Below are 23,690 nucleotides of genomic sequence, written 5' to 3' on the forward strand. Positions count from 1 at the left end.
CGCGAAAGCCCAGCTTCCGGTGGTCTGTGGCGACGTCGACGTCCGTCGCCGGGTTGCTGCCCGCGATGGGCAGGCCGTCTCGCCGCAGACGCCGCGGGCCATGCGCATAGCGGCAGTTCGTCCGGTGGCTCCAGCGCCGCCTCGGGCGGCGGCAACGCGAGCGGAGGCAGCCAGGGCCGCCAGGTCGCGGCTGCCAGGTCGAGGCCGCCACGCCAGGTCTACCGGATCAGGGCGGCATGACCCGATCGGCGCCTGGACCACCGGGCCAAACAGAACGACGGAGGCGACCGATGAATCCCTATCGCACGACGACAGCGCTGGTGACCCTTCTGGTCCTCGGCGGCAGCGGCCTCGCCGCAGCCCAGGGGCCGCAGGGAGCCAGCCAATCCGCCATGCCGCCGCAGGCCGCGAGCCAGGGCCAAGGGCAGGGCCAGGTGGCGAAGCAGCTGCAGCAGGCCGAGCAGGGCCTGCGCCAGGCGCAGCAGCGGCTCTCCGACGGCGGCCAGGGCGGGCAGCAGCCGGACATGCAGCCCGTGCGGCAGGCCTTGACCCAGGCGAAGCAGGCGTTGGGCCAGATGCCGCTGCAGGCACAAGGCCAGGATGCCTACGAGAAGGCGCAGCAGCAGCTGACCGAGACGCAGGACGCGCTGCAGGGCAATCCGCCGAACCGGCAGCGGGTCGCCACCCGGTTGCGCGAGGCGGCGGATGCCTTGGCCGGGCTGCACCGCGGCATGGGCAGCGGCGGCACCGCGGCCGCCTCCGGCCCGCAGCAGCAGGCCGCCGGCATGCCGCTCATGAGCGTGCAGAACCTCATCGGCACCAATGTGGTCGGCGCCGATGGCAAGGATACCGGCGAGATCCAGAACCTGCTGATCGACGGCAACAACCGGGTCCGCGCCGCGGTCGTCGAATGGGGCGGCTTCCTCGGCATCGGGGACCGGAGCGCCGTGGTGCCGATCGACCGCATCCAGCTCGGCAGCGCGGCCGGCGGCACCGGCAAGGCCGAGCTGAAGATGACCAAGGGGGAGCTGGAGAAGCTGCCGCGCTACGACAGCAGCCATGCCCGCGACTACGGCCGCGAGCAGGGCTGGGGCGACAGCATCCGGCTGTTTCGTTGACCTGGGCGGGGTGCGCCGGACCGACCACCATTCCGCAGCGATAGCCCGACATCCGGATCGAACCGGCCGGATCCGCGACGTCCCGGCCTGCCTCATGCAGGCCGGGACCGCCATCATCGAAACCGAGGGAAATCGACATGCTCACCTGGGCCATCATCGCATTGGTCGTCGCCGTCATTGCCGGCGCATTGGGCTTCACCGGCGTGGCGAAAACGGCGGGCACGCTGGCGAAGGTGCTGTTCGGCATCTTCCTCGTGATCGCCCTGGTGCTCTTCGTCCTCGGCGCCGCCATCGTCTGACCTGCAGGGCAGGCCGGCGCAGGGGGACGTCGGCGACTTGACCGCAGGGGGCAGGCGCGCCATTGCCGAAGCCGGGGACGGGACGCCGTCGCGGAGATCTTGCCCATGGTGCCGTCGTGATCTCGAACTTCGATCTGCTGGCGCTGCTGCTTACCCTTTCGGCGCTGTTCGGGTGGCTGAACAGCCGCTTCATCCGCATGCCGCACAGCATCGGGCTGCTGGTGATGGGGCTCATCTCGTCGCTGCTCCTCGTGCTTCTGGAACTCGCCTATCCCGAGGAGCAACTCTACGACGACCTCGCCCAGGCGCTGCGGCAGATCGACTTCACCGCCGTGGTGATGAACGGCATGCTGGCCTTCCTGCTGTTCGCGGGCTCCATCAACGTCAACCTGGCAGCGCTGCGTGACCGCGCCTGGCCGGTCGCATCCCTGGCCGTGGTGGGCACCCTGCTGTCCACCGGCATCGTCGGGGGAGGGTTCTGGGCCGTGGCCCAGCTGGCCGGCCAGCCGATACCGATCCTCTGGGCCCTGGTATTCGGGGCGCTGATCAGCCCGACCGACCCGGTGGCCGTGCTCAGCGTCCTCAAGAACGTCGCGGTGCCGGAATCCCTCAAGGTCGAGATGGAGGGCGAGGCGCTGTTCAATGACGGCGTCGGCATCGTGCTGTTCACCCTGCTGGTCGGCTTTGCCACCGGCGCGGGCGGTGACCACGCCGGTGTCGGCACCGTGCTGGGCCACTTGGCGCAGGAAGCGGGAGGCGGCCTGGCGCTGGGGTTGATCACCGGCTACCTCGCCTACCGGGCGATGCGAAGCATCGACGACTTCGCCGTCGAGGTGCTGATCACCCTGGCCCTGGTCGCCGGGACCTATGCCCTGGCGCAGTGGCTCGGTGCCAGCGGGCCGCTGTCGATGGTGGCGGCAGGACTGCTGATCGGCGACCGCGCGCCGCGCGACGCCATGAGCGACCGCACGCAGGGCTACGTGACGGCCCTGTGGACCCTGGTGGACGAGGTCCTGAACTCCCTGCTGTTCCTGCTGATCGGCCTGGAGGTGCTGGTGCTGCGCTTCCAGTCCAGCGTGCTCGCCCTCGCCCTCGCGGCCATCCCGGTGGTGCTGCTGGCACGCCTGATCGCCGTCTCGGCGCCCCTGCTGGCCTTCCCCTGGAGCAACCGGCTGTCGATCCGCAACGTCCCCTTCCTGACCTGGGCCGGGGTGCGCGGCGGCATCTCGGTCGCCCTGGTCCTGTCGCTGCCCGAAAGTCCGTTCAAGGCCGCGTTGTTGGCCGCGACCTACGCGGTGGTGCTGTTCACCATCGTCTTGCAGGGCTCCACGCTCGGGTTGGTGGCGAAGTACACGCTGGAACGGCCCGGAGTTCACAAGCGGGACTGACTGCGGGAGGACCGCCGGCCGGATATCCAAGGGACCGTCGCTGGTCAGTCCCGGTCGACAGCCTTGCCCTGCCCTCGTGCCACGGTCCGGCGCGCTTGCGCGACGTCATCGTGATGCATGCTGCGGCGCGCGATGGGGCCGCGCAGCCGGCAGAGGTCGACCAGCAGCGGCAGGTGATCCGAACCGAAGGCGGGCAGCACGCGCATCGCCGCCACGGACCAGCCCGGGCCAGGCAGCACGTGGTCGAGCGGCCAGCGCAGCAGCGGATGGTCCGCGTGCCAAGTCATGAACACCCCCCGGCCGATGCGGGGGTCGCCGAAGCCGCCGAGATGCCGGAGGCGTTGAAGCGCTTCCTCCCACGGCACCGCGTTGAGGTCCCCCATCACGACATGTGGCAGGGCGTCCTCGCTCGCCGCCAGGGCCGTGGCCATCAGCTGGGCGTCGCGCTCCGCGGTGCTCTGCCCCACCTGCGGCGGACGCGGATGGATCGCGTAGAGCTTCACCAGGTCGCCCGATGGCAGCGTCACGGTCGTGAATACCGACGGATTGCGCGAGCCGGTCAGTTGCCGGATCTCGGTATCCTTCAGCGGCAGCCGGGAGAACAGGTGCACGCCGAAGTAGTTCTCCTGCGCCTGCGCGACGCCATGCGGCATGCTCGCGCTGAGCGGGGCGAGTTCGCCCTCCCACCACGCATCGGTCTCCTGGAACCAGGCGATATCGGGATCGGCCTGCCGGACGAATTCGAGGAGGCGGTGATCGTGCTGGTTGGTCATCTGCACATTGACCGTGAGGATCCGCAGACGCTCCCCGACGGCGCATCGTCCCGACACGACCTCCGGCGCCGGCCAGGGCAAGGCCAGCGGTGCGACATAGGGCGCAAGCAGCACGGCGTCCCAGGCGATGGCCGCGGCCAGCACGGCGGCACCGCACCAACTCCACCGGCCCCGGCGCGGCAGCAGGATCAGCAGCGCCAGCGCGACGGCCATTGCGGCCAGCACCTCGAGACGAGGATAGTCGAGATAGCGGACCCACCACAGGTCGGTCGGCCACGCGGGCAGGACGGTTGCCACGAATCCGGCCATCGCCGACAGGAGCAGGACGGCACGCGCTCCGGCGAGGATCACCGCCGGCATGGAGACGGTCCGCACATCATCTGCTGGAAAGGTCCTTGCGTCGCTCGCGCTGAAGCTGCTGCAGGTCCAGACGACAGTCCCGGTCTGTCGGAGGCCTTGCTTGAATCGTGCCGGCAATCCCGGCACAGCCGCTCCCGGACGATGATTCGACCTCGAAGAATGAAACTAATATTGCCTGGTTCGGTTAGGACAACGTTGCATCCGGGGTCTCGTCATGAAGAAACAGCTTTTGGTCTTGGTTGCAGGCTTGGGCCTGCTGGCCGCATGCGACATGTCCGGCAATCGGCACTCGACGACCAGCGGTGAACCGATGAGGCCGAGCGCATCGTCGCCCACAGGATCCGTCAACAGCGGGGCAACGGGTGGTGGCGTGCCGACCCCGATCCAGCCTGGTGGCGCCGGGGGCGTTGGGAGTGGCAATCAGCCGGGGCGCGCCGGCACGTCCTCCCGCTAGCAGACGGGCGCCGGGCGCATCGTTCCTGGCCTGTTGAGCGGCCAGGAACGATGCGTGTCGCCGCCCCCCGCAGCCCGGCCACCAGCCGCAGCGCCAAGGCTGCCGATGCCGGCCAAAAGCTGCCGCGCGCCTAGCGAAGGCCGCGACGGCTCATGGAGGCATGCCGCAAGCCTTTGCAAAGCCGGCTTCTGGGCCAGCGCATAGCCGGGGAGAGGATTCCCTCCCCGGCCCCCCCGTCTCAGCCCAGCACCTTCGCCAGCAGCTCCGCCGTCCGCCCATTGGCGATGGTCGCCGCCCGTGCGTCCCAGCTATGCCCGCCCATCCGCGCGAAGGCATGGTCCACGCCTGGATAGACATGCACCGCCACGCCAGGCTTGTCCTTGAGCCCGGCCACGATCTTCTCCCGCGCCTCCGGCGGCACGAAGCCGTCCTTCTCCGCGATGTGCAGGATCAGCGGCGCCTTGATCGCCCCGGCCTCGCCCAGCAGACCCTCCAGCCCGACGCCGTAGTAGCTGACATTGGCATCCGCATCGGACCGCGCCGCCATCATGTAGGCCAGCCGGCCGCCGAGGCAGAAGCCCATGGTCGCCACCTTGCCATTGGCGCCGTCCATCGTGCGGGCCTGGGCCACCACCGCCTTCAGGTCCTCAATCGCCTTGTCCTGGTCCATGCCCTTCATCAGCGCGAAGGCCCGGTCCCATTGCGCCTGGCCCTGGTCGGGGTCGAGCTGCACGCCAGGCTCCTGGCGCCAGAACAGGTCGGGGCTGATGGCGATGAAGCCCATCTCCGCCACCCAGTCGCTGAGCTTGCGCATGGCGTCGTTCACGCCGAAGATTTCCTGGATCATGACGACGACCCCGGCCGGCTTGCCCTTGGGCATCGCCAAGTAGGCACCGAACCGGCCGCTGCCATCGGTCGCGGCGATCTGGATCTCGGGCATTGCTCTCTCCTCCTTGCGTCGAACGCGCTGCGCGGCATCTAAGCCGTACATGCCCCGCTTTGCCATGCCCGTTGCGATGACAACGGCGGCCCCGCGGCGCGGACAAACGCCTCGGTTGAGGCCGGTTCGCACCCCCATGGCCACACCCGACGCCGCCAGCCAGCCATCCGGTTACGTTCGGTTAAACCACCCCCACCCCGCCGCGTTGCACCCCCCGCAAGGGAGACCCGGCCAACATGCGCGATACGCCCGGCACCGCCAACGGTGACCGCTTCGAGACCGACGTCCCCGCCCGCCTCGACCGCCTCCCCTGGAGCGGCTTCCACTGGCGCGTCGTCATCGCCCTCGGCATCACCTGGATCCTGGACGGGCTGGAGGTGACGCTGGTCGGCAGCCTCGCCGCCGCCATCCACCAGAGCCCCAGCTTGGCTCTGACCGAGACCCAGATCGGCCTCACCGCCTCCGCCTACCTCATCGGCGCGGTCCTCGGCGCGCTGGGCTTCGGCTGGCTGGCCGACCGCATCGGCCGCCGCCGGCTCTTCTTCATCACCCTCATCGTCTACATGGTCTCCAGCATCGCCACCGGCTTCGCCTGGAATTTCTGGACCTTCGCGCTCTGCCGGATGCTGACCGGGGCCGGGATCGGCGGCGAATACGCCGCGGTGAATTCCGCCATCCAGGAACTCATCCCCGCCCGCCTCCGCGGCCGCGTGGACCTCTTCGTCAACGGCACCTTCTGGGGCGGCGCCGCCATCGGCGCCATCACCTCCCTGGTGGTGCTCGACCCCGCCATCATCGACCCCGAGATCGGCTGGCGCGCCGCCTTCGTCGTCGGCGGCGCCCTCTCGCTCGGCGTGCTGCTGCTGCGCCGCCACCTGCCGGAAAGCCCCCGCTGGCTGATGCTGCACGGCAAGCCGGAGGAAGGGGAGCAGATCGTCGCCGCCATCGAACGCGACGTGGCCGCCGAGAAGGGCCCGCTGCCGCCCACCACCTATGGCCCGACCAAGCTGCATCGCCGCGGCGCCGCCAGCCTCGCCGAGATCTGGCACACCATGTTCCAGACCCACCGCGACCGGGCGATCCTCGGCCTGACGCTGATGTCCTGCCAGGCCTTCTGCTACAACGCGGTCTTCTTCACCTATGCCCTGGTACTGACCAAATTCTACGCAATCCCGGCCCATCACATCGGCTGGTTCATGCTGCCCTTCGCCCTCGGCAACCTGGCCGGCCCGCTGCTGCTGGGCCGCTTCTTCGACACCATCGGCCGCCGCCAGATGATCACCGCCACCTATGGCCTGGCCGGGCTGCTGATGGCGGCGACCGGCCTGGCCTTCGCCCAGGGCTGGCTGACCGCCTGGGAACAGACCGCCGCCTGGACGCTGATCTTCTTCTTCGCCTCCGCCGCCGCCTCCGCCGCCTATCTGACGGTCGGCGAAAGCTTCCCGCTGGAGATGCGGGCCATGGCCATCGCCCTGTTCTATGCCATCGGCACCGCGGTCGGCGGCGTGGTCGGCCCGACGCTGTTCGGCTGGCTCATCTCCAGCGGCCAGCGCGGCGACATCCTCTGGGGCTACCTCATCGCCGCGGCCCTGATGCTGGTCGCCGCCGCCACCGAATGGCGCCTCGGCTTCGCCGCCGAGGGCCGCTCGCTCGAGGATGTCTCGGCGCCGCTTTCCAGCAACACGAACAGCGCGCATCCGGGATAACGATAAATTATGGGTTAAAGCCCTTGGCGCAACCGAACTGGCCTCTTATCATCGCGTTACGCAACTTGTGATTGTGTGACGCAAGGCGAGTAAAATGGTCTCCAGCGGTCAATTCGGCGTCGCCCAGGATGATTGGGAACAGGTCTGGCAGGACTATGACCGGCGTAAGCCCGCCGCCGTGGTCCAGCCCGTGGCGGAAGTCCGCCCGTCCCTCCGCAACCGCGTATCCCGGTCGCAACGCCAGCACCGCAACCTCGGCGCCCTGCTGGCCCTGGCCGGCTGCCTGAGCCTGTCGCCCCTGCCCGGCGTGTCGGAGGCCAACCGCTACCCGGCCCCGGCCGAGGCCCTGGCCAGCCTGGTCTCCCTCGCGCCCGAGGAAGCGGAGCTGCCGCCGCTGACCGCCGCCGTCTCCCGCCTCGCCGCCGAATCCTCCGCCGCCGCCTGCTGGGTCATGCGCCTGGCGCCCAGCGCAACCCCCTGGGCCCAGCCCTGCGTGGAGCCCTGACGGCAATGGCCCGCCCCCCGATGGCATGCGCGGCACGCCGCATGCTTTAATCGCGCCCAACAACCCAAGGCGCGCCTCCCCATGTCCGTGACCAAGCAAGACTACCGCGATGCCATGGCCCGTCTGGGCGCCGCGGTGAATGTCATCACCACCGGCGGCCCGGCCGGCCGCGGCGGCTTCACCGCCAGCGCCGTCTGCAGCGTGACCGACGACCCGCCGATGCTCCTCGTCTGCATGAACCGCAACGCGACGGCCGCCCCCGCCCTGCGGGAGAACGGCACCGTCTGCGTCAACGTCGTCGCCGCCGGGCAGCAGGATGTCGCCATGGTCTTCGCCGGCGTCACCAAATGCACCATGGCGGAACGCTTCGATGCCGGCACCTGGGCGACGCTCGCCACCGGCGCGCCGGTGCTGCAGGGCGCCGTTGTCTCCTTCGACTGCAAGGTCGCCGATATCGTCGACAAGGGCACCCACAGCGTCATCTTCGCCGAGGTCGCCGGCATCCGCACCGGCAGCCAGCACGACCATGGGCTGATCTACTTCGGCCGCGACTACCACCCCGTGGGGCATCCGGCCGGCAAGACCGCCGCCTGACGCGCCCCCCAGACCCGGCACCCAGACCCGGCACCCGCATGGCCCTGCGCCCGGATGAATCGGAGCTTCGCCGGCTCGACCTGAACCTGCTGCCGGTCTTCGTCGCGCTGATGCGGGAACGCAGCGTGACGCGGGCCGGCCAGGCGCTGTTCCTGTCCCAGCCCGCGACCTCCGCCGCCCTCGCCCGGCTGCGCGCCGCCTTCGGCGACGAGCTGCTCATCCGCAACGGCAAGCTGCTGGAGGCGACGCCCCGGGCCGAGGCCCTGCTGGCCACCCTGGTCCCCTCGCTGCAGGCCATCGCCGCGACCCTGGCCGGCGCCACCCCCTTCGACCCGGCGACCGACGAGCGGGTCTTCCGCGTCGGCTGGACCGACGACGTCGGCATGGCCGCCAAGCCGCTGCTGACGCGCATCTGGAAGCTGGCGCCGCATTGTCGGCTAGTGATCCGCGCCGCCAATTACCGCACCATCCCGACCATGCTGGAAAGCGGCGAGATCGGCTTGGCGCTCGGCTTCATGACGGATGACCTGCCCGCGGTCGCCAAGCAGCGGGTCCTCCGCCGCGGCCATTTCCAGGTGCTGCGCTCGGCCGATACCCCGCCCGTCGACCTCGACGCCTATTGCAGCCGGCCGCATGTGCTGGTGACGCCGCGCGGGGACCTGACCGGCTTCGCCGATGCCGCCCTCGAACGCATCGGCCGCAGCCGCCGCGTGGTGCTGGGCGTGCCGGAATTCGGCCTGCTGCGGCAGGTCCTGCTCGGCACCGACCTGCTCTGCACCATCTCCGATGCGCTGGTCGAGGCCCTGCTGGCGCCCGAGGCCGGCGGCGGCCTGGCGGCCGACCCGCTGCCGCTGCCGACCCAGGATTCGGTCATGCGCATGGCCTGGCGCACGGCGCTGGACGACGATCCGGCGGAAAGCTGGCTGCGGGCGCAGGTGGTGGCGGTGCTGGCGCGGCGGGGTTGAAATCGGCGGGCGGTTCGGGGTATAGGAATATAATCAACGACACCTTCTGCTGCCGCGGGCGCCATGCAGCCTGGAAGTGGCTCAATTCTAAAATTTTCCAGGTTGGATCGAAGCATATCAATGGCTTAGCTTCGGAAAAATAAACGAAATTGAGCCAAATTTTACCGAATTTAGGGAAGTTGAGCCGAATTTAGCTGAATTGTGCAGGATTGAGCGCCAAGCTTGCTCCCTCGCAATCATCCCGACCGGATTGCCGCCCGACCTCCATGTCGGACCCTTGCCGGGCGTGAAGACCGGCCCTTATTGTTGCCAATACGTAATATTTTATGCAGTTGGACGAGTCCCATGCAAGACGATGACCCGGGAGCATCCCCTTCCGCCGCAGGCCAACGCGTCGCCTGCGAGGCCTGCAACGGCACCGGCACCGGCTTCGCCGAGGACGGCGACTGGATGGAGACGGACCTGCCGGTCTGCCGCGTCTGCTACGGCGCCGGGGAGCTGGACGACTCGGACCCGCACGACCCCGTCCCGCCCCCGCGGCCGGGCCAGGCCCGGCAATAGCCCAGGCCCCGAGATCGCCTGCCCCCCCGGATCGCTTGACCCCAGACATGCGGAAGGCCCGGATGGTCTCCCATCCAGGCCTTCCCATTGCTGCAGCCGTTGCCGGCCTATGCAAGGCTCAGGAAGCCATCTCCGCAGTGGCGGCGACGATGATCCAGGCCGCGGGCAGGGCACACGGCATATGGCAATGAGACACTGGATCACCTCCTTTCGGTTGTTGACGACGGAGGGAATCCTGCACCCTCCGCCACCCCGAAAGCAAGCACTCCCTGCGGTTGTTACACCTCGACGTATTCGCCGTTCTTCCAGACGTAGAAGACATAATCCGGCACCGTCACGTCGCCCTTGCGGTCGAAGCTGATCGGCCCCAGCACGGTGTTCCAGGGGCCGGAAGCCTTCATCGCATCGGCCACCTTCTTCGGATCGACGCTGTTGATCTTGGCCGCCGCTGCCGCCCAGATCTCGACCGCGGCATAGGTGTAGAGGACGTAGCCCTCCGGATCGATGTTCTTCGCCTTGAAGCTGGCGACGACGGCGGCGGCGGTCGGGCGCTTGCGCGGGTCGGCGCTGAAGGTCATCAGCGCGCCCTCGCCGGCGGCGCCGGTGATCTGCCAGAAGTCCTTGGTCACCAGCGCATCGCCGCCGATCATCGTCACCGCCATGCCCTGTTCCTTGGCCTGGCGCAGGATCAGCCCGGCTTCGGTGTAGTAGCCGCCGATGTACATCACCTCGATCCCGGCGCCCTTGAGGCGGGAGACCAGCGCGTTGTAGTCGCGCTCGCCCGGGGTATAGGCGGCATAGAGCGTCTCGGTCACGCCATTGGCGTTGAGCGCCTTCTTGGTCTCGTCCGCCAGGCCCTTCCCATAGGCCTGGTTGTCGTGAAGGATCGCCACCTTCTTGCCGCGGAAGTTCTTGGCGATATAGGTGCCGGCGATCAGCCCCTGCTGGTCGTCCCGGCCGCAGACGCGGAAGGTGTTCCAGCCGCCGTCGTCGGTATAGCGCGGGTTGGTGCTGGCCGGGCTGATCTGCAGCACGCCCTCCTCCGCATAGACCTTGCTCGCCGGGATGGAGCTGCCCGAGCAATAATGCCCGGCGACCATCGCCACCTTGCGCCCCGAGAGCTGGTTGGCGACCGAGACCGCCTGGCGCGGATCGCAGGCATCATCGGCGATCTCGAGCGCGAGCTGGCGGCCGAGCACGCCGCCCTTGGCGTTGAAATCGGCGACGGCCTGGGTCGCGCCGATCTTCATCTGCTCACCGGCCGCGGCATTGGAGCCGGTCATCGGCCCGGCGCAGGCGAGGCGGATGGGGCCGCTGCCTTGCGCATAGGCAGCGCCCGCGAAGGGCACCGCAGCGGTGGTCGCGATCAATCCCCGACGTGTCAGCATCTCGGTGCTCTCCTGCCTGATGGGCGGCCAGACGGGCCGCCTTGGTTACGATGCTAATCCAGCTTCACCCATGCCCGCCACCGAGATAGGCGTCCCTGATCTCCGGCCGGGCCAGCAAGGCGAGGCCCTCGCCCTCCATGGTGATCCGGCCATTCACCAGGACGTAGCCCCGGTGCGCCAGCCGCAGCGCCTGGTTGGCGTTCTGCTCCACCAGCAGCACCGTCAGCCCGGTTTCGGCATTCAGGGTGCGGATGGCGCCGAAGATCTGCCGCACCACCAGCGGCGCCAGGCCCAGCGAGGGCTCGTCCAGCAGCAACAGCTTCGGCTTCGACATCAGCGCCCGGCCGATCGCCAGCATCTGCTGCTCCCCGCCCGAGAGCGTGCCGCCGCGCTGGGCGATGCGTTCCTTCAGCCGGGGGAACAAGGTGAAGACCTGCTCGAGCTGCGGCTTCGGGTCGCCCTTCAGCAGCGCCTCGGCGCCCATCAGCAGGTTCTCGTAGACGCTCATGCGCGGGAAGATGCGGCGGCCCTCGGGGGACTGGGCCAGGCCGCGCCGCATGGTCAGATGCGTCGCCTCCCCGGTGATGTCCTCGCCGCCCAGCAGGATGCGGCCCAGGCGCGGCTTCGGGTCGCCGCAGATGGTCATCAGCAGGGTGGACTTGCCGGCGCCATTGGCACCGATGAGGGTGACGATCTCCCCCGGCATGACATGCAGGGAGACCTCGGACAGCGCCTGCACCGCGCCATAGCCGGCCGAGACATGATCGACTTCGAGCAGCGGCGTCATGCGGAAACGGCGTCCTCATCCTCGCCGAGATAGGCGGCGATCACCTTCTTCTCCGCCCGCACCGCGGCCGGCGGCCCATCGGCGATCAGCACGCCGTGGTCCAGCACCACCACCCGGTCGCTGATCCGCATCACCACGCCCATGTCGTGCTCGATCAGCAATATCGAGGTCCCCTGCGCCCGGATCTCGAGCAGCAGCTTCGCCAGCTCGTCCGATTCGCGCGGGTTCAGCCCCGCCGCCGGCTCATCGAGGCACAACAACGCCGGCTCCGTGCACATGGCCCGGGCGATCTCGAGCCGCCGCTGCGCGCCATAGGGCAGCGCCCCGGCGGGATCGTCGGCGCGGTCCATCAGGTTGGTCGCGGTCAGCCAGCGCTTGGCGCGCTCCACCGCCGCCCGCTCGGCGGCCGGGTAGCGCGACAGGCCGAGCACCGCGCCGATGCCCCAGCCGGTCGCCGCCATCAGCGTGACGTGCTGGGCGATCAGCAGGTTCTCCAGCGCGGTCATGCCGGCGAACAGGCGGATGTTCTGGAAGGTGCGGGCCACGCCGGCACGGGCGATCCGGTGCCCGGCGAGGCGCTGCAGCTCCACCGGCTCGGTATCCGGCTTGTGCAGCCGGATGACACCCTCGCTCGGCCGGTAGAAGCCGGTGATGCAGTTGAAGAGGGTGGTCTTGCCGGCGCCGTTCGGGCCGATCAGCGCGGTGATCTCGCCGCGCCCGGCGGCGAAGCCCACGGCCGAAACCGCGGTCAGCCCTCCGAAGCGCATGGTCAGCCCGGCGACTTCCAGGATCGGCATGACCCGCCGCGGCGGATGCAGGACGCGGCCACGGTCGCTCATCAGCTGCCCTCCCCGACGAGGTCGCCGCTGATCGCTTTCTTCTTCCCCAAGGCGATGGAGGGCGTCCGCGTCCCGACCAGCCCCCGCGGCCGCAGCACCATGATGACCACCATGGCGCCGCCGAAGACCAGCATCCGCCATTCCTCCAGGCCGCGGAACACCTCGAAGCCGCCGATCAGCACCAGCGCCGCGACGGCGACGCCGATCTGGCTGCCGAGGCCGCCGAGCACGACGATGGCGAGGATGATGGCGCTCTCGATGAAGGTGAAGCTTTCGGGACTGATGAAGGCCTGCCGCGTGGCGAAGAAGGCGCCGGCGAAGCCGCCGAACATCGCCCCCAGCGCGAAGGCCGAAAGCTTGGTGGTGGTGACGTTGATCCCGAGCGCGCGGCAGGCGATCTCATCCTCCCGCAGCGCCTCCCAGGCGCGGCCGAGCGGCTGGCGGCGCAGCCGGATCGTCACCCAGTTGGTCAGCAGGGCGAGGCCGAGGATGAGGTAGTAGAGGAAGATGACGCGGTGGCTGACCGAGGGCTCCAGCCCGAAGAAGCCGGCGAAGGTGCCCTCCCCGCCGGACATGGAGAAGGGCAGGCCGAAGAAGCTCGGGCGGGGAATCCCGGTGATGCCGTTCGGCCCCCCGGTGGCGCTGGCCCAGTTGATGAGCACGACGCGGATGATCTCGCCGAAGGCCAGGGTCACGATGGCGAGGTAGTCGCCGCGCAGCCGCAGTACCGGGAAACCGAGCAGGATGCCCCAGAAGGCGGCGAAGATCCCGGCCAGCGGCAGGCAGATCCAGAAGGATAGGCCGAAATACTGCGCCAGCAGCGCATAGGAATAGGCGCCCACCGCGTAGAAGGCGACGTAGCCGAGGTCGAGCAGCCCGGCCAGCCCGACCACGATGTTCAGCCCCCAGCCGAGCATCACATAGGTCAGTACGAGAATTCCGAGGTCGAGCACGTAGCGGTCGACGCCGGGGATCGCCGGCAGCACCAGCGCGACGGCGAGGAAGGCGGGCGCCGCCAGCCGGCCGGCCTGCTGCAGCCGGTCGGTCCAGGGCCCCGGCGCGGTGCTCGGCCGCAGGCCGCGGCGCCCGGTCCACATCACGAGCGCCAGCCGGCCGAGGAAGACCAGGCCGCAGAGGATGGCCGCTTCCTTCCAGCGGAAGCGCAGGGTCAGCCCGCCGCTGCCGCCGATGTCCGTCCGCAGCGCCACCAGCGGCACAAACAGCAGCATGGCGACGACGGTGGCGATCAGCGCATCCTTCAGCGCGAGCCCAAGCCGGCCAGCCGGCGCGGCCTTCGACGCGCTCATACCTTCTCGACCTCCTGCCGGCCGAGCAGGCCGGTGGGCAGGAAGATCAGCGTCAGCACCAGGATCGAGAAGGCGGCGACATCCTTGTACTGCACGCTGAAATAGGCCGACCAGAAAGTCTCGATCAGCCCGATCAGCAGCCCGCCCAGCACCGCCCCGGGCAAGGATCCGATGCCCCCCAGCACGGCGGCGGTGAAGGCCTTCACCCCCGCGAGGAAGCCGATGTAGAAATCGATCACGCCGTAGCGCAGCAGGTACATGGTCCCCGCGACCGAGGCGAGCGCAGCGCCGATGACGAAGGTCAGGCTGATGGTCCGATCTGTATCGATCCCGAGCAGCCCGGCCATCTTGCGGTCCTGCTCGCATGCCCGCATGGCGCGGCCCAACGGCGTCCGCGTCACCAGCACGGTGAAGACCGCGAGCACAGCGAGCGTCACGCCGATGATCAGCATCTGCGTATAGGCCAACTGCACCACGAAGCCGTCCTGGCGCATCACCTCGATGCCGCCGGCGACCAGCGTCTCCATCGGCTTGACCCGGGCGCCCTGGCTGACCTGGACGAAATTCTGCAGCACGATGGACAGCCCGATCGCCGAGATCAGCGGCGCCAGGCGGAAGCTGCCGCGCAGCGGGCGATAGGCGATCCGCTCGATCGCCCAGCCGTAGATGCCGGTGATGACGATGGAGATGAGCAGCACCAGCAGGATCGCCGCCGGCCCGCCCATGATCCCGCCCATCGAGAGCAGCAGCACCGCAATCAGCGAAACGAAGGCGCCGATCATGAAGACATCGCCATGGGCGAAATTGATCATGCCGATGATGCCATAGACCATGGTGTAGCCCACCGCGATCAGGCCGTAGATCATCCCCAGGCTGATCCCGTTGATCAGCTGCTGCAACGCATAGGCCAAGGTTTTCTCCCGGCAGCCAGTCCCTGTCCCGCGAGGCTAGCCAGCCGGCCGGCCCCGGGATAGCGAAAGTTGCCGCCCTGGCGCGGCGAGGCGATGATCCTGCCCGCCAACTGGGCAAGGGGACCTCCAAGATGCCATCCGATACGACATTGCCGGCCGATGACGGCCGGTCCGGCCGCCTCCCGCCCATCCCCGAGGGCCGGATGACGCCGCGCCAGAAGGAGGTCGCGGCCGGGATCGCCGGCGGCCCGCGCGGCGGGCTGCGGGGGCCCTTCCCGGCCATGCTGCGCAGCCCGGAGGTCGCCGACCGCTTCCAGAAGGTGGGCGAGTACCTCCGCTTCGGCAGCTCCATCCCGACGGCGCTGAACGAGCTGGCGATCCTGATCACCGCCCGGGCCTGGTCGGCCCAGTACGAATGGTATGCCCACCACCTGCTGGCGATGAAGGCCGGGCTGCCGGATGCCATCGCCCAGGCGGTGGCCGAGGGTCGCCGGCCCGAGGGCATGGATCCCGACCAGACCCTCATCTACGAATTCTGCACCGAGCTGCATGCGACGAAATTCGTCTCCGATGCCACCTATGCGGCGCTGCGCGACCGCTTCGGGGAACAGGGCGTGGTCGATGTCATCGCGGTCAGCGGCTATTACGTGGCCGTGGCGATGACCCTGAACGTGGCGCAGGTGCCGCTGCCGCCCGGCGTGCCGGTGCCGCTGAAGCCGCTCTAGAATGATCCGCCTGCCGGTTGCTGCGTTGCAGCAGCCGGCATGACCCTCACCAAGCTCCTCCTCCCCCTGCTGCTCGCGGGCTGCTCCCTCGGCGTCGGCCCGCAGCGGCTTAATGTCGACCAGCTCGGCTATGCCAGCACCATGGGGGAAGGGCTGAAGCGGCAGATGCTGCTGAACATGGTGCGGCTGCGCTATGCCGACGTGCCCGCCTTCGTTTCGGTCACCCAGATGATCTCCGGCTATACGATGCAGAGCACGGCGCAGCTCGGGCTCAATGCCTATCCCAATGCCGCGCCGGGCAATTTCGTCACCGCCGCCGGCACGGTGCAGTACACGGACCGGCCGACCTTCACCTTCACCCCCGTCACCGGGGAGCAATTCGCCCAGTCCTACCTTCGCCCCCTGGCCCCGGCCGAGCTGCTCTCGCTGGCGCAGAGCGGCGCGCCGGTCGACCTGCTGTTCCGCATCGGCGTGCATTCGGTGAATGGGCTGACCAACGAGACGACCCGCAGCGGCGAGGCACGGGAGGCCTCGGGCGGCTTCCAGGAGCTGATGCGCACCCTGGCCGAGATCCAGCACGCCGGCGCCCTGGGGCTGCGCTTCGAGCGGCAGGGCCAGGGGGCGAGTCAGGGGACCAAGGTCTTCCTGCTGCTGGACGACGGCGATGCCGGGCTGCGGTCCCGGGTGCAGCTGGCGCGGCGGCTGCTGGGCGCCGAACCCACGGCGCGGGAGCTGGAAGTGGTCTATGGCCGCCGCCGCGGCGGGCCGAACCAGGTCGCGCTGCTGACCCGGTCCATGCTGCAGGTGCTCTATGAATTCGGCAACCAGATCGAGGTCTCGGAGGCCGATGTGCAACGCGGCGAGACCCGCCCCACCGATCTCGGCGACCCGCGCGACCGGCTGATGCGGGTGCGTCAGGGCCCGCGCGCCCCGGCCGATGCCTATGCCGCGGTGAGCTACCGGGACCGCTGGTACTGGATCGAGGCGGGGGACTTCCGCTCCAAGCTGTCCTTCACCTTCGCCTATATCCTGCAGGTACTGGCCGAGAGCGGCCGGGGCCAGGCGGCGCCGGTGGTGACCATCCCCACCCAATAGCCTGCCCCGCCGGAGGTTGACCCCGCGCCCGTCGCGGCTAGGCTGGCCGCGGGTTCAAGCAAGCCCGCCTTCGAAGGCGGGGCATGGGGAGGGGCGGTTGCAGCACCAGCATTCCACGGCCGGGCGGATCCTCGCGGCATGAGCGCGCCCGAGCCATTGCGCGACCCGGCCTCGCTCCGCCGGCTGCTCTCGCCCCGCAGCGTCGCCGTGGTCGGCGTCTCGGCCGACCCGATCGGTTTCGGCGCCCGCAGCATCTCCAACATGAAGAATTTCACCGGCCCGGTCTGGGCGGTGAACCCGAAATACGCCGGCCAGGAATTGCACGGCTATCCCTGCGTCGGCAGCATCGCCGACCTGCCGGAAGCCCCCGACTGCGTGCTGCTGGCGCTGCCGCGCACCGGCATCATGGCGGCGGTCGAGGCCTGCATCGCCAAGGGCGTGGGCGGGATCATCGCCTTCGCCTCCGGCTATGGCGAGACGGGGCTGGACGACCGCATCGCCGAGGAGGAGGTTCTGCGCGAGACCTGCCGCGCGGCGGGGCTGCCGCTGGTCGGCGTGAACTGCCTCGGCATCGTCGACCACGTGCTGAAGGCCGGCGTCACCTTCATGCCGGAATATCCGCGCATGACCGCGCCGCCCGGCGGCGTCGCCATCACCAGCCAGTCCGGCGCGCTGGGCTATGCGCTGATGCAGGCGGCGGAGCGCGGCTTCTCGGTCTGCCACATGACCACGGCGGGCAATGCGACCGACCTCGATGTCTGCGACCTCGCGGCCTACCAGCTCACCATGCCGGAATGCCGGGCGGTGGCGCTGGCGGTGGAGGGGCTGCGGGACGGCCGGCGGCTGGCGCTGCTGGGCGATGCGGCGCGGAAGGCCGGCAAGCCGATCGTGGTGCTGAAGCTCGGCCGGGGCGAGGCGGGGGCGGCGGCCGCCGTCTCCCATACCGGGTCGCTGGCCGGCAGCGCCGCGGCCTGGAGCGCCGCCTTCAAGCGCGCCGGCATGGTCGAGGTCGAGGATTTCGACGCGCTGCTGGAAACGGCGGGGCTGTTCGCCAAGGCGCCGAAGCCGACCGCGCCGGGGGTTGCCATCATCACCCCCTCCGGTGGGGCGGGCATCATGGCGGCGGACCATGCCGAGGCGCAGGGGCTGTCGATGCCGCAGCCGATGCCGCAGACCGAGGCGGTGCTGCGTGCCGCCATCCCCGACTTCGGCGCGCCGCGCAACCCGTGTGACCTGACCGCGCAGGTCGCCTCCAACCCCGCCAGCTACGACGCCTGCATGGAGGCGATGCTGACGGACCCGCAATACGGCTGCGCCGTCATCCCGGTGGTCTATTCGCATCATGCCTCCACGCAATTGCGGATGGAGCAGCTGCGGCCCTATGCGGCGAAATTCGGCAAGCCGCTGATCATCGCCTGGATCCCCGAGCGGCTGGAGGGTCCCGGCGTCGAGAAGGCGGATTCGGTGCCGGAGCTGATCGTCTTCCGCTCCATGCGCCGGCTGATGAATGCGATCCGGCTCTGGCTGGAGCACTACGGGCAGGTGGTGCCGGGGCCGGTCGCGGCGCCGGCCGGGCTGGGCGCGGCGCTCGCCTCGCTGCCGGGCGGCGAGGCGGTGCTGATGGAGGCGGAGGCCAAGGCGCTGTTCGCCAAGGTCGGCGTGCCGGTGGTGGAGGAACGCCGGGCGGCGACGCCGGCGGCCGCCGCGGCGGAGGCGGCCTCGCTCGGCTTCCCGGTGGTGCTGAAGCTGGACAGCCCGGACATCGCCCACAAGACCGAGGTCGGCGGCGTGAAGCTGAACCTGGCCGACGGGCCGGCGGTGGAGGCTGCCTTCGCCGCCATCATGGCCAGCGCGAAGCAGCATGCGCCGCAGGCCCGGCTGGATGGCGTGTTGGTGCAGCGGATGTCGCAGAAGGGGATGGAGCTGATCCTCGGCGCCCGGCGGGACGGGCAGTTCGGCTCGCTCGTGCTGGTCGGCACCGGCGGCGTGCAGGCCGAGCTCTGGCGCGACGTGGCGCTGGACCTGGCCCCGGTCAGCCCGGCCCGGGCGGAGGAGATGCTGCGCAGCCTGAAAGGCTTCCCGCTGCTGGATGGCTTCCGCGGGGCGCCGAAGGCGGATATCGCGGCTGTCGCCGCCGCGGTCTCGGCCTTCTCGGTGCTGGTCGCCGAGGCAGGCGAGAAGCTGCAGGAGGCGGAGGTCAATCCGCTGATCTGCGGGCCCTGGGGGTGCCTGGCGGTCGATGGCCTGGTGCGCTGCGGGCCGTGACATATCAGCACACCATGGGCTAGCTTCCGCCACGCGGGTGGGAGTGCGTTCATGGCGATGCAGCGGGCGCGGGCGGCGGTGCTGCGCGAGATCGGCCGGCCGATGGCGATCGAGCCGGTCGTCGTCGGGCCGATGGGGCCGGGCGACGTGCTGGTGCGGGTCGCCGCGGCCTCGCTCTGCCATACCGATCTCGAGGTGATCGAGGGGCAGCTCGGCCTGCGGCTGCCGGCGGTGCTGGGGCATGAGGTCGCCGGCCGGATCGAGGCGCGGGGCACCGAGGTGACGGGCTTGGCCCTGGGCGACCCGGTGGTGCTGTCGTGGAATCCGCATTGCGGGCAGTGCTTCTATTGCGGCCGGGCGCAGCCCATCCTGTGCGAGCAGTATCTCGGCAATGGGCCCAAGGCCGGCCACTTCGACGGGCGGCCGCGCTTCGCCTGCGACGATGGCGCGCCGCTGCACCAGCTCATGTATCTCGGCGGCTTCGCGGACTACGTCGTGGTGCCGGCGCAGCAGGCGGTGCGCGTGCCGGAGGCGATGCCGCTGGATCGCGCCTGCCTGCTGGGCTGCGCGGTGATGACCGGCTTCGGCGCGGCGACGCATATCGCCGGCATCGAATGGGGCGCGGTGGTGCTGGTAATCGGCGCCGGGGCGGTGGGGCTGGCGGCGATCCAGGGCGCGCGGCTGGCGGGCGCCGGGCGGATCGTCGCGGTGGACCCCAATCCGGCACGGCGGGCCATGGCGGAACGCGCCGGCGCCACGGTGCTATGCGACCCGCTGGCCGAGGATCCGGCGGCGCTGGCGCGGTCGCTGACCGCGGGGCGCGGCGCCGATGTGGTGATCGAGGCGGCGGGCGCCTCGGCCGGTTTCCGCGCCAGCGTCGAGGCGGTGCGGCCGGGCGGTCGGGTGGTCTGGCTCGGCAAGCTCGGGGTGAATGACGAGATGGCCTTCCGCTGGGGCGCGCTGATGCAGGAGAAGCGCATCCTCCGCAGCAGTTATGGCGGGGCGCGGCCGGCCGAGGATTTCCCGGCCATGGCGGCGGCCTATCTCGATGGCAGGCTCGACCTGGACAGCCTGGTGACGGCGCGGATCGGGCTCGAGGATATCAACGAGGGCTTCGCGGCGCTGAAGCGCGGCGAGGCCATCCGATCGGTGGTGGTATTCGCATGACGATCTACGAGGGTGGCCGTGGCCTGGCAGGGGCGGAAGTGACGGCTGATGGCCAGCCGCTCGATCCGCGGTTCGAGGTGAAGACATTCTCGCCCATGGGCTACGAATGGACCTACGAGGGCGACGGGCCGCGGCAACTGGCATTGGCCTTGCTATGCGACCACCTGGGCGACCCGCAGCGGGCGCTGGCGCTGGTCGAGGATTTCATGCGCGACGTGGTTGCCGAATTGGACAATGCCTGGCTGCTGACAACGGAGGATATCGCGGAAGCGTTGCTGCGATTGCAGCCAAAGGGAGCGCATACCTGACGGCCGATGGCCGCAGATATGCGCTCAACCCACTGGAACCAACCCTCCCTAAACCCGGCTTTCCGCAGGGTGGATATACCAAGACTGATGTACAGGTTGATATATCTCTCGCATGCAGTGTCGCCGCAGGCGCTTCCGCTGTCAATATCGGCAGTTGCTGCCTGCCCCATGAGTCGTGAAAGCAGCGCGCATGCCTGATCAGACCCCGCCGCGCCGTGCTGCCGCCAGCGCCAGTACGGGGCCCAATCCGGGCATCCGCCGCCGCAAGGCCGCCGCGGCGGATGCGGATGCGACCATGACGGAACAGGCCTATCGGGCGATCGAGGAGGCCATCGTCACCCTGGCCCTGCAGCCCGGGGAGGTGGTGAGCGAGGCGCAGCTTTCGACCCGTTCCGGCTTCGGCCGCACCCCGGTGCGGGAGGCGCTGCAGCGGCTGGCGCGGGAGCGGCTGGTGCGGATCCTGCCGCGGCGGGGCATCGTCGTCGCCGCCGTCGATATCCGCGAGCAGCTCCGGCTGCTGGAGGTCCGGCGGGAGATCGAGCGGCTGACCGCCCGGGCGGCGGCGCGCCGGGCGGATGCGGCGCAGCGGGACCGGTTGCGCGCCATCGCCGAGGCCATGACCCAGGCCGGCGCGACCAATGACGAGACCGGCTTCCTGCGGCTGGACCGGGAGCTGAACCTGCTGCTGCTGGACGCCGCGCACAATGAATTCGCCGCCGCGGCGATGGCGCTGATGCATGGGCTGTCGCGGCGCTTCTGGTTCATCCACTGGCGGCGCAGCGCCGGGCTGCCCGAAGCCTCCGCCGCGCATGCCGCGCTGGCCCGGACCATCGCCGACGGCACGCCGGAGGAAGCGGCCGCGGCCTCCGACCGGCTGATGGATTACATCGAGAGCTTCACCCGGGCGACGGTCGGTCCCGAGCCTTGACAGCCGCGCGCCATGGCGCTGATATATCAGCGCGGTGTCGCGGAGGTTGGTCATGGATGGTTCGGTCGAAGCGCTGAAGCGTGAGCGGCTTTCCCGTCGGCAGCAGGCCTTCCGGGCGGATTTCCGTTCGAAGATCGGCGCGCTCTATCATGGCTGGGTGCATGTGGCGCTGATCTACGCGATCGGCGGCGCGGCGATCTGGTATGCGGCGCGGCAGGTCGAGGCGCCGGCCTGGTACGAATGGCTGGTGGTGCCCGCGGCCTTCCTCGGCGCCAATGTCTTCGAGTGGTGGATCCACAAATACGTCATGCACCGCCCTATCAAGGGCTTCATGGGCATCTACAAGCGGCACACCCTGGCGCATCACCAGTTCTTCACCGAGACCGAGTTCACCGTGGACAACACGCGGGACTTCCGCATCGTCTTCTTCCCGCCCTATGCGCTGATCACCTTCCTCGCGCTGTCTCTGGTGCCGGCCTGGGTGATGCGGAGCCTGGGCTTCCCCGATGCCGGCTGGCTGCTGCTGATCACCAATACCGCGCTCTACCTGAACTACGAGTTCTTCCACTTCTGCTGCCATACGAAGGATGACCGGATCGTCCGGCACATTCCCTTCATCAACACCATCCGGCGGCATCATGCGGCGCACCACAACACCGCCATCATGATGGAGCGGAACTTCAACCTGACCTACCCGATCGCCGACTGGTTCTTCGGCACCTCGGACCTCAAGCGCGGGCTGCTCGGGCATCTGCTGAACGGCTACGACGCCTCGCATGTGCGGCGCGACCTGAAGCGGGTGAAGCATACGCTGGACGACCCGCGCGCCGGGCGGCCGCATGCCATGGCGGCGGAGTAGCGCCATGGCCGCGATCACGCCGCTCGATGGCGGGCGGATCAAGAAGTCCCGCGCTTCCTTCATCGGCGGCATCGCCGTCGGCATCGGCGTCTTCGTGCTCTGGACGGCAATCACCCGCGACCTGGACGTGTCGGGCAACGGGATGACGCTGCTGGGCATCGCCGTCAGCCTGCTGGTCGGGCTATGGATCTGGCGCGCCGATCTCTGAGTGCCTAGCCTGCCCCGCAACAGCGGGGGAACGGCGATGCGGATCTGGTACCAGTCGATGACGCGGGCGGAAGCCTGGCCGGCCTATACGGCGGCGCTGCACCGCACGCTGGCCGCCGCGGCGGACCCCGGTACGGAATTCGAGATCCACGGCATCACCAAACGCGGCGGCATCGGCGACCAGTACCGCAGCCTCGAATTCATCGAGACGATCGAGGTGCTGGAGAATGTCGCGCGCGCCGAGGCGGCGGGCTTCGACGCCGTCGTCATCGGCAATATCGCCGACCCGGGGCTGCGGCCGGCGCGGGAGATGGTCTCGATCCCGGTGCTCGGCCTCTGCGAGACGGCGCTGCTGACCGCTTGCCAGATGGGCGCCTCCATCGGCCTGGTGGTGGCCAACGACAAGCACCAGTCCAAGGTGATGGAGAACGTGACCCTGGCCGGGCTCGGCAGCCGGGTGGTGGCGGTGGAGCGGATGCAGGTGGACCGGCTGGTCGACCTCGATGCCGCCTTCGCCGGCGGCCCGGCGCGGGACCGCATCATCGGGCAGTTCATGGCGGCGGCCGATGCCTGCGTCGCGCGGGGCGCCGAGGTGGTGATCCCGGCCGCCGGCGTCGCCATGATCCTGTTGGCGGAGGCGGGCATCCAGGATGCCGGCGGCGGCGCGCCGGTGCTGAACGCCTCCGTCGCGCTGCTGAAGGCGGGGGAGCTGGCGGTGAAGCTGGACCGGCTGATGGGGGGCCGCTTCACCAGCCGGCGGCGGACCTATGCGCAGCCGCCACCCGGGCAGATCGCGGAGCTGCGCGCAGCCTATGGCGCGATCTTCCCGAAGATCGCGCCGGGTTGAGACGATGCGGCTTCGTTCCCGCCGCGGTTTCTCCCGCCGGGCAAGGCAATGATCTGGAACCTGCTTTTCATGCCCACGTTGGTCGGGATGGCAGCATTTTTCGCCCCATCGTCAGCGAGGACATGCCATGAGCAGGAACTACGATACCTACAACTACAACCGCCCCATCGTCGGGGTCGGGATTGCCGCCGTCGTCTGCGTTGCGGCCATGTATCTGCTGGAACGCATCTTCTGATCCAGCAGGCGGGTTAGCGCGAATACTTGGAACGGGCCTGCGCCCGGGCTCGGCTGGGCGCGACCAAAATACCACAGCGGTGACGTGTTCCATCACGTCGTTGCAACCGATCCGCGGGTTCATCGCTTTATTCCTGCAAGGCTGATTGCGGGGGGCAGG

At 69.5% G+C, this 23,690-nt stretch carries 24 protein-coding genes; 17 read left to right on the forward strand and 7 right to left on the reverse strand.

Annotated elements, in window-relative coordinates:
* Positions 1 to 290 precede the first annotated feature (290 nt).
* The 3 genes from AC0IW9_RS04585 to AC0IW9_RS04595 all read left to right on the forward strand — a co-directional run bounded on the left by AC0IW9_RS04585 (position 291) and on the right by AC0IW9_RS04595 (position 2,805).
* Positions 291 to 1,118 carry a PRC-barrel domain-containing protein gene (locus AC0IW9_RS04585; RefSeq protein WP_471647029.1) on the forward strand — a complete coding sequence of 276 codons (828 nt, stop codon included), beginning with the start codon at positions 291 to 293 and terminating at the stop codon, positions 1,116 to 1,118.
* Between the two features lie 137 nt (positions 1,119 to 1,255).
* Complete coding sequence (locus AC0IW9_RS04590; RefSeq protein ID WP_471647030.1) at positions 1,256 to 1,417, forward strand: DUF1328 domain-containing protein; 162 nt, start codon at positions 1,256 to 1,258, stop codon at positions 1,415 to 1,417.
* Between the two features lie 116 nt (positions 1,418 to 1,533).
* Positions 1,534 to 2,805 (forward strand): cation:proton antiporter, encoded by a 1,272-nt coding sequence (locus AC0IW9_RS04595; RefSeq protein WP_471647031.1) that lies wholly within the window; start codon positions 1,534 to 1,536, stop codon positions 2,803 to 2,805.
* Positions 2,806 to 2,849: 44 nt separating this feature from the next.
* Here the strand turns inward: AC0IW9_RS04595 and AC0IW9_RS04600 are convergent, their stop codons facing one another.
* The gene (locus AC0IW9_RS04600; RefSeq protein ID WP_471647032.1) at positions 2,850 to 3,938 is read right to left on the reverse strand and encodes an endonuclease/exonuclease/phosphatase family protein; all 1,089 of its coding nucleotides are present in this window, start codon (positions 3,936 to 3,938) and stop codon (positions 2,850 to 2,852) included.
* A 692-nt stretch (positions 3,939 to 4,630) separates the two neighbouring features.
* A complete protein-coding gene (locus tag AC0IW9_RS04605; RefSeq protein WP_471647033.1) occupies positions 4,631 to 5,332 on the reverse strand; it encodes a dienelactone hydrolase family protein in 702 nt (233 codons plus the stop codon).
* 236 nt (positions 5,333 to 5,568) lie between these two features.
* On the opposite strand from AC0IW9_RS04605, the gene AC0IW9_RS04610 reads away from it, so the two are divergent.
* The 5 genes from AC0IW9_RS04610 to AC0IW9_RS04630 all read left to right on the forward strand — a co-directional run bounded on the left by AC0IW9_RS04610 (position 5,569) and on the right by AC0IW9_RS04630 (position 9,663).
* Entirely contained in the window at positions 5,569 to 7,038 is a 1,470-nt protein-coding gene (locus AC0IW9_RS04610) for an MFS transporter (protein WP_471647034.1), read from the forward strand.
* 94 nt (positions 7,039 to 7,132) lie between these two features.
* Complete coding sequence (locus tag AC0IW9_RS04615; RefSeq protein ID WP_471647035.1) at positions 7,133 to 7,543, forward strand: hypothetical protein; 411 nt, start codon at positions 7,133 to 7,135, stop codon at positions 7,541 to 7,543.
* Between the two features lie 81 nt (positions 7,544 to 7,624).
* Positions 7,625 to 8,137, forward strand: a complete 513-nt coding sequence (locus AC0IW9_RS04620; protein WP_471647036.1) for a flavin reductase — start codon at positions 7,625 to 7,627, stop codon at positions 8,135 to 8,137.
* A gap of 38 nt (positions 8,138 to 8,175) precedes the next feature.
* Positions 8,176 to 9,102: a LysR family transcriptional regulator gene (locus AC0IW9_RS04625; protein ID WP_471647037.1), complete on the forward strand. Its 927-nt coding sequence runs from the start codon at positions 8,176 to 8,178 to the stop codon at positions 9,100 to 9,102.
* Positions 9,103 to 9,447: 345 nt separating this feature from the next.
* Positions 9,448 to 9,663 carry a hypothetical protein gene (locus AC0IW9_RS04630; RefSeq protein WP_471647038.1) on the forward strand — a complete coding sequence of 72 codons (216 nt, stop codon included), beginning with the start codon at positions 9,448 to 9,450 and terminating at the stop codon, positions 9,661 to 9,663.
* A 278-nt stretch (positions 9,664 to 9,941) separates the two neighbouring features.
* Here the strand turns inward: AC0IW9_RS04630 and AC0IW9_RS04635 are convergent, their stop codons facing one another.
* The 5 genes from AC0IW9_RS04635 to AC0IW9_RS04655 all read right to left on the reverse strand — a co-directional run bounded on the left by AC0IW9_RS04635 (position 9,942) and on the right by AC0IW9_RS04655 (position 14,895).
* Complete coding sequence (locus AC0IW9_RS04635; RefSeq protein ID WP_471647039.1) at positions 9,942 to 11,051, reverse strand: branched-chain amino acid ABC transporter substrate-binding protein; 1,110 nt, start codon at positions 11,049 to 11,051, stop codon at positions 9,942 to 9,944.
* Positions 11,052 to 11,115: 64 nt separating this feature from the next.
* Positions 11,116 to 11,838 (reverse strand): ABC transporter ATP-binding protein, encoded by a 723-nt coding sequence (locus AC0IW9_RS04640; protein WP_471647040.1) that lies wholly within the window; start codon positions 11,836 to 11,838, stop codon positions 11,116 to 11,118.
* Positions 11,835 to 12,677: an ABC transporter ATP-binding protein gene (locus AC0IW9_RS04645; protein WP_471647041.1), complete on the reverse strand. Its 843-nt coding sequence runs from the start codon at positions 12,675 to 12,677 to the stop codon at positions 11,835 to 11,837. Before AC0IW9_RS04645 ends, AC0IW9_RS04640 begins: the two co-directional genes overlap by 4 nt.
* Positions 12,677 to 13,984: a high-affinity branched-chain amino acid ABC transporter permease LivM gene (gene livM, locus AC0IW9_RS04650; protein WP_471647042.1), complete on the reverse strand. Its 1,308-nt coding sequence runs from the start codon at positions 13,982 to 13,984 to the stop codon at positions 12,677 to 12,679. Before livM ends, AC0IW9_RS04645 begins: the two co-directional genes overlap by 1 nt.
* A complete protein-coding gene (locus AC0IW9_RS04655) occupies positions 13,981 to 14,895 on the reverse strand; it encodes an ABC transporter permease subunit (RefSeq protein ID WP_471647043.1) in 915 nt (304 codons plus the stop codon). The genes livM and AC0IW9_RS04655 overlap by 4 nt, the downstream gene beginning before the upstream one ends.
* Positions 14,896 to 15,026: 131 nt before the next feature.
* Here AC0IW9_RS04655 and AC0IW9_RS04660 point away from each other — a divergent pair, with 131 nt between their 5' ends.
* The 9 genes from AC0IW9_RS04660 (at position 15,027) to AC0IW9_RS04700 (ending at position 23,296) form a co-directional block, all read left to right on the forward strand.
* Positions 15,027 to 15,620, forward strand: a complete 594-nt coding sequence (locus AC0IW9_RS04660) for a carboxymuconolactone decarboxylase family protein (RefSeq protein WP_471647044.1) — start codon at positions 15,027 to 15,029, stop codon at positions 15,618 to 15,620.
* Positions 15,621 to 15,659: 39 nt separating this feature from the next.
* Positions 15,660 to 16,715, forward strand: coding sequence for a hypothetical protein (locus AC0IW9_RS04665; RefSeq protein WP_471647045.1), 1,056 nt, complete (start codon positions 15,660 to 15,662; stop codon positions 16,713 to 16,715).
* A gap of 138 nt (positions 16,716 to 16,853) precedes the next feature.
* On the forward strand, positions 16,854 to 18,980 hold the full coding sequence (locus AC0IW9_RS04670) for an acetate--CoA ligase family protein (protein WP_471647046.1): 2,127 nt from the start codon (positions 16,854 to 16,856) through the stop codon (positions 18,978 to 18,980).
* Between the two features lie 51 nt (positions 18,981 to 19,031).
* On the forward strand, positions 19,032 to 20,147 hold the full coding sequence (locus AC0IW9_RS04675) for a Zn-dependent alcohol dehydrogenase (RefSeq protein ID WP_471647047.1): 1,116 nt from the start codon (positions 19,032 to 19,034) through the stop codon (positions 20,145 to 20,147).
* A complete protein-coding gene (locus AC0IW9_RS04680) occupies positions 20,144 to 20,455 on the forward strand; it encodes a DUF6166 domain-containing protein (protein ID WP_471647048.1) in 312 nt (103 codons plus the stop codon). The genes AC0IW9_RS04675 and AC0IW9_RS04680 overlap by 4 nt, the downstream gene beginning before the upstream one ends.
* Before the next feature lie 190 nt (positions 20,456 to 20,645).
* Positions 20,646 to 21,383 (forward strand): GntR family transcriptional regulator, encoded by a 738-nt coding sequence (locus AC0IW9_RS04685; protein WP_471647049.1) that lies wholly within the window; start codon positions 20,646 to 20,648, stop codon positions 21,381 to 21,383.
* Between the two features lie 52 nt (positions 21,384 to 21,435).
* Positions 21,436 to 22,242 carry a sterol desaturase family protein gene (locus AC0IW9_RS04690; RefSeq protein WP_471647050.1) on the forward strand — a complete coding sequence of 269 codons (807 nt, stop codon included), beginning with the start codon at positions 21,436 to 21,438 and terminating at the stop codon, positions 22,240 to 22,242.
* Between the two features lie 4 nt (positions 22,243 to 22,246).
* Complete coding sequence (locus AC0IW9_RS04695; RefSeq protein WP_471647051.1) at positions 22,247 to 22,450, forward strand: hypothetical protein; 204 nt, start codon at positions 22,247 to 22,249, stop codon at positions 22,448 to 22,450.
* Complete coding sequence (locus AC0IW9_RS04700) at positions 22,451 to 23,296, forward strand: aspartate/glutamate racemase family protein (RefSeq protein ID WP_471647052.1); 846 nt, start codon at positions 22,451 to 22,453, stop codon at positions 23,294 to 23,296. It abuts the gene before it with no gap.
* Positions 23,297 to 23,690: the final 394 nt, after the last annotated feature.

It is taken from the genome of Belnapia sp. AC561, from assembly GCF_979252845.1.

What these genes read in the sequence shown, in the direction of transcription:
- AC0IW9_RS04685 (WP_471647049.1), top strand. Translation starts at nt 20,646, where the DNA reads ATGCCTGATCAGACCCCGCCGCGCCGTGCTGCCGCCAGCGCCAGTACG.
- AC0IW9_RS04670 (WP_471647046.1), top strand. Translation starts at nt 16,854, where the DNA reads ATGAGCGCGCCCGAGCCATTGCGCGACCCGGCCTCGCTCCGCCGGCTG.
- AC0IW9_RS04680 (WP_471647048.1), top strand. Translation starts at nt 20,144, where the DNA reads ATGACGATCTACGAGGGTGGCCGTGGCCTGGCAGGGGCGGAAGTGACG.
- livM (WP_471647042.1), bottom strand. Translation starts at nt 13,984, where the DNA reads ATGAGCGCGTCGAAGGCCGCGCCGGCTGGCCGGCTTGGGCTCGCGCTG.
- AC0IW9_RS04690 (WP_471647050.1), top strand. Translation starts at nt 21,436, where the DNA reads ATGGATGGTTCGGTCGAAGCGCTGAAGCGTGAGCGGCTTTCCCGTCGG.
- AC0IW9_RS04625 (WP_471647037.1), top strand. Translation starts at nt 8,176, where the DNA reads ATGGCCCTGCGCCCGGATGAATCGGAGCTTCGCCGGCTCGACCTGAAC.
- AC0IW9_RS04675 (WP_471647047.1), top strand. Translation starts at nt 19,032, where the DNA reads ATGGCGATGCAGCGGGCGCGGGCGGCGGTGCTGCGCGAGATCGGCCGG.
- AC0IW9_RS04605 (WP_471647033.1), bottom strand. Translation starts at nt 5,332, where the DNA reads ATGCCCGAGATCCAGATCGCCGCGACCGATGGCAGCGGCCGGTTCGGT.
- AC0IW9_RS04695 (WP_471647051.1), top strand. Translation starts at nt 22,247, where the DNA reads ATGGCCGCGATCACGCCGCTCGATGGCGGGCGGATCAAGAAGTCCCGC.
- AC0IW9_RS04585 (WP_471647029.1), top strand. Translation starts at nt 291, where the DNA reads ATGAATCCCTATCGCACGACGACAGCGCTGGTGACCCTTCTGGTCCTC.
- AC0IW9_RS04620 (WP_471647036.1), top strand. Translation starts at nt 7,625, where the DNA reads ATGTCCGTGACCAAGCAAGACTACCGCGATGCCATGGCCCGTCTGGGC.
- AC0IW9_RS04610 (WP_471647034.1), top strand. Translation starts at nt 5,569, where the DNA reads ATGCGCGATACGCCCGGCACCGCCAACGGTGACCGCTTCGAGACCGAC.
- AC0IW9_RS04615 (WP_471647035.1), top strand. Translation starts at nt 7,133, where the DNA reads ATGGTCTCCAGCGGTCAATTCGGCGTCGCCCAGGATGATTGGGAACAG.
- AC0IW9_RS04640 (WP_471647040.1), bottom strand. Translation starts at nt 11,838, where the DNA reads ATGACGCCGCTGCTCGAAGTCGATCATGTCTCGGCCGGCTATGGCGCG.
- AC0IW9_RS04665 (WP_471647045.1), top strand. Translation starts at nt 15,660, where the DNA reads ATGACCCTCACCAAGCTCCTCCTCCCCCTGCTGCTCGCGGGCTGCTCC.
- AC0IW9_RS04635 (WP_471647039.1), bottom strand. Translation starts at nt 11,051, where the DNA reads ATGCTGACACGTCGGGGATTGATCGCGACCACCGCTGCGGTGCCCTTC.
- AC0IW9_RS04660 (WP_471647044.1), top strand. Translation starts at nt 15,027, where the DNA reads ATGCCATCCGATACGACATTGCCGGCCGATGACGGCCGGTCCGGCCGC.
- AC0IW9_RS04600 (WP_471647032.1), bottom strand. Translation starts at nt 3,938, where the DNA reads ATGCCGGCGGTGATCCTCGCCGGAGCGCGTGCCGTCCTGCTCCTGTCG.
- AC0IW9_RS04630 (WP_471647038.1), top strand. Translation starts at nt 9,448, where the DNA reads ATGCAAGACGATGACCCGGGAGCATCCCCTTCCGCCGCAGGCCAACGC.
- AC0IW9_RS04645 (WP_471647041.1), bottom strand. Translation starts at nt 12,677, where the DNA reads ATGAGCGACCGTGGCCGCGTCCTGCATCCGCCGCGGCGGGTCATGCCG.
- AC0IW9_RS04590 (WP_471647030.1), top strand. Translation starts at nt 1,256, where the DNA reads ATGCTCACCTGGGCCATCATCGCATTGGTCGTCGCCGTCATTGCCGGC.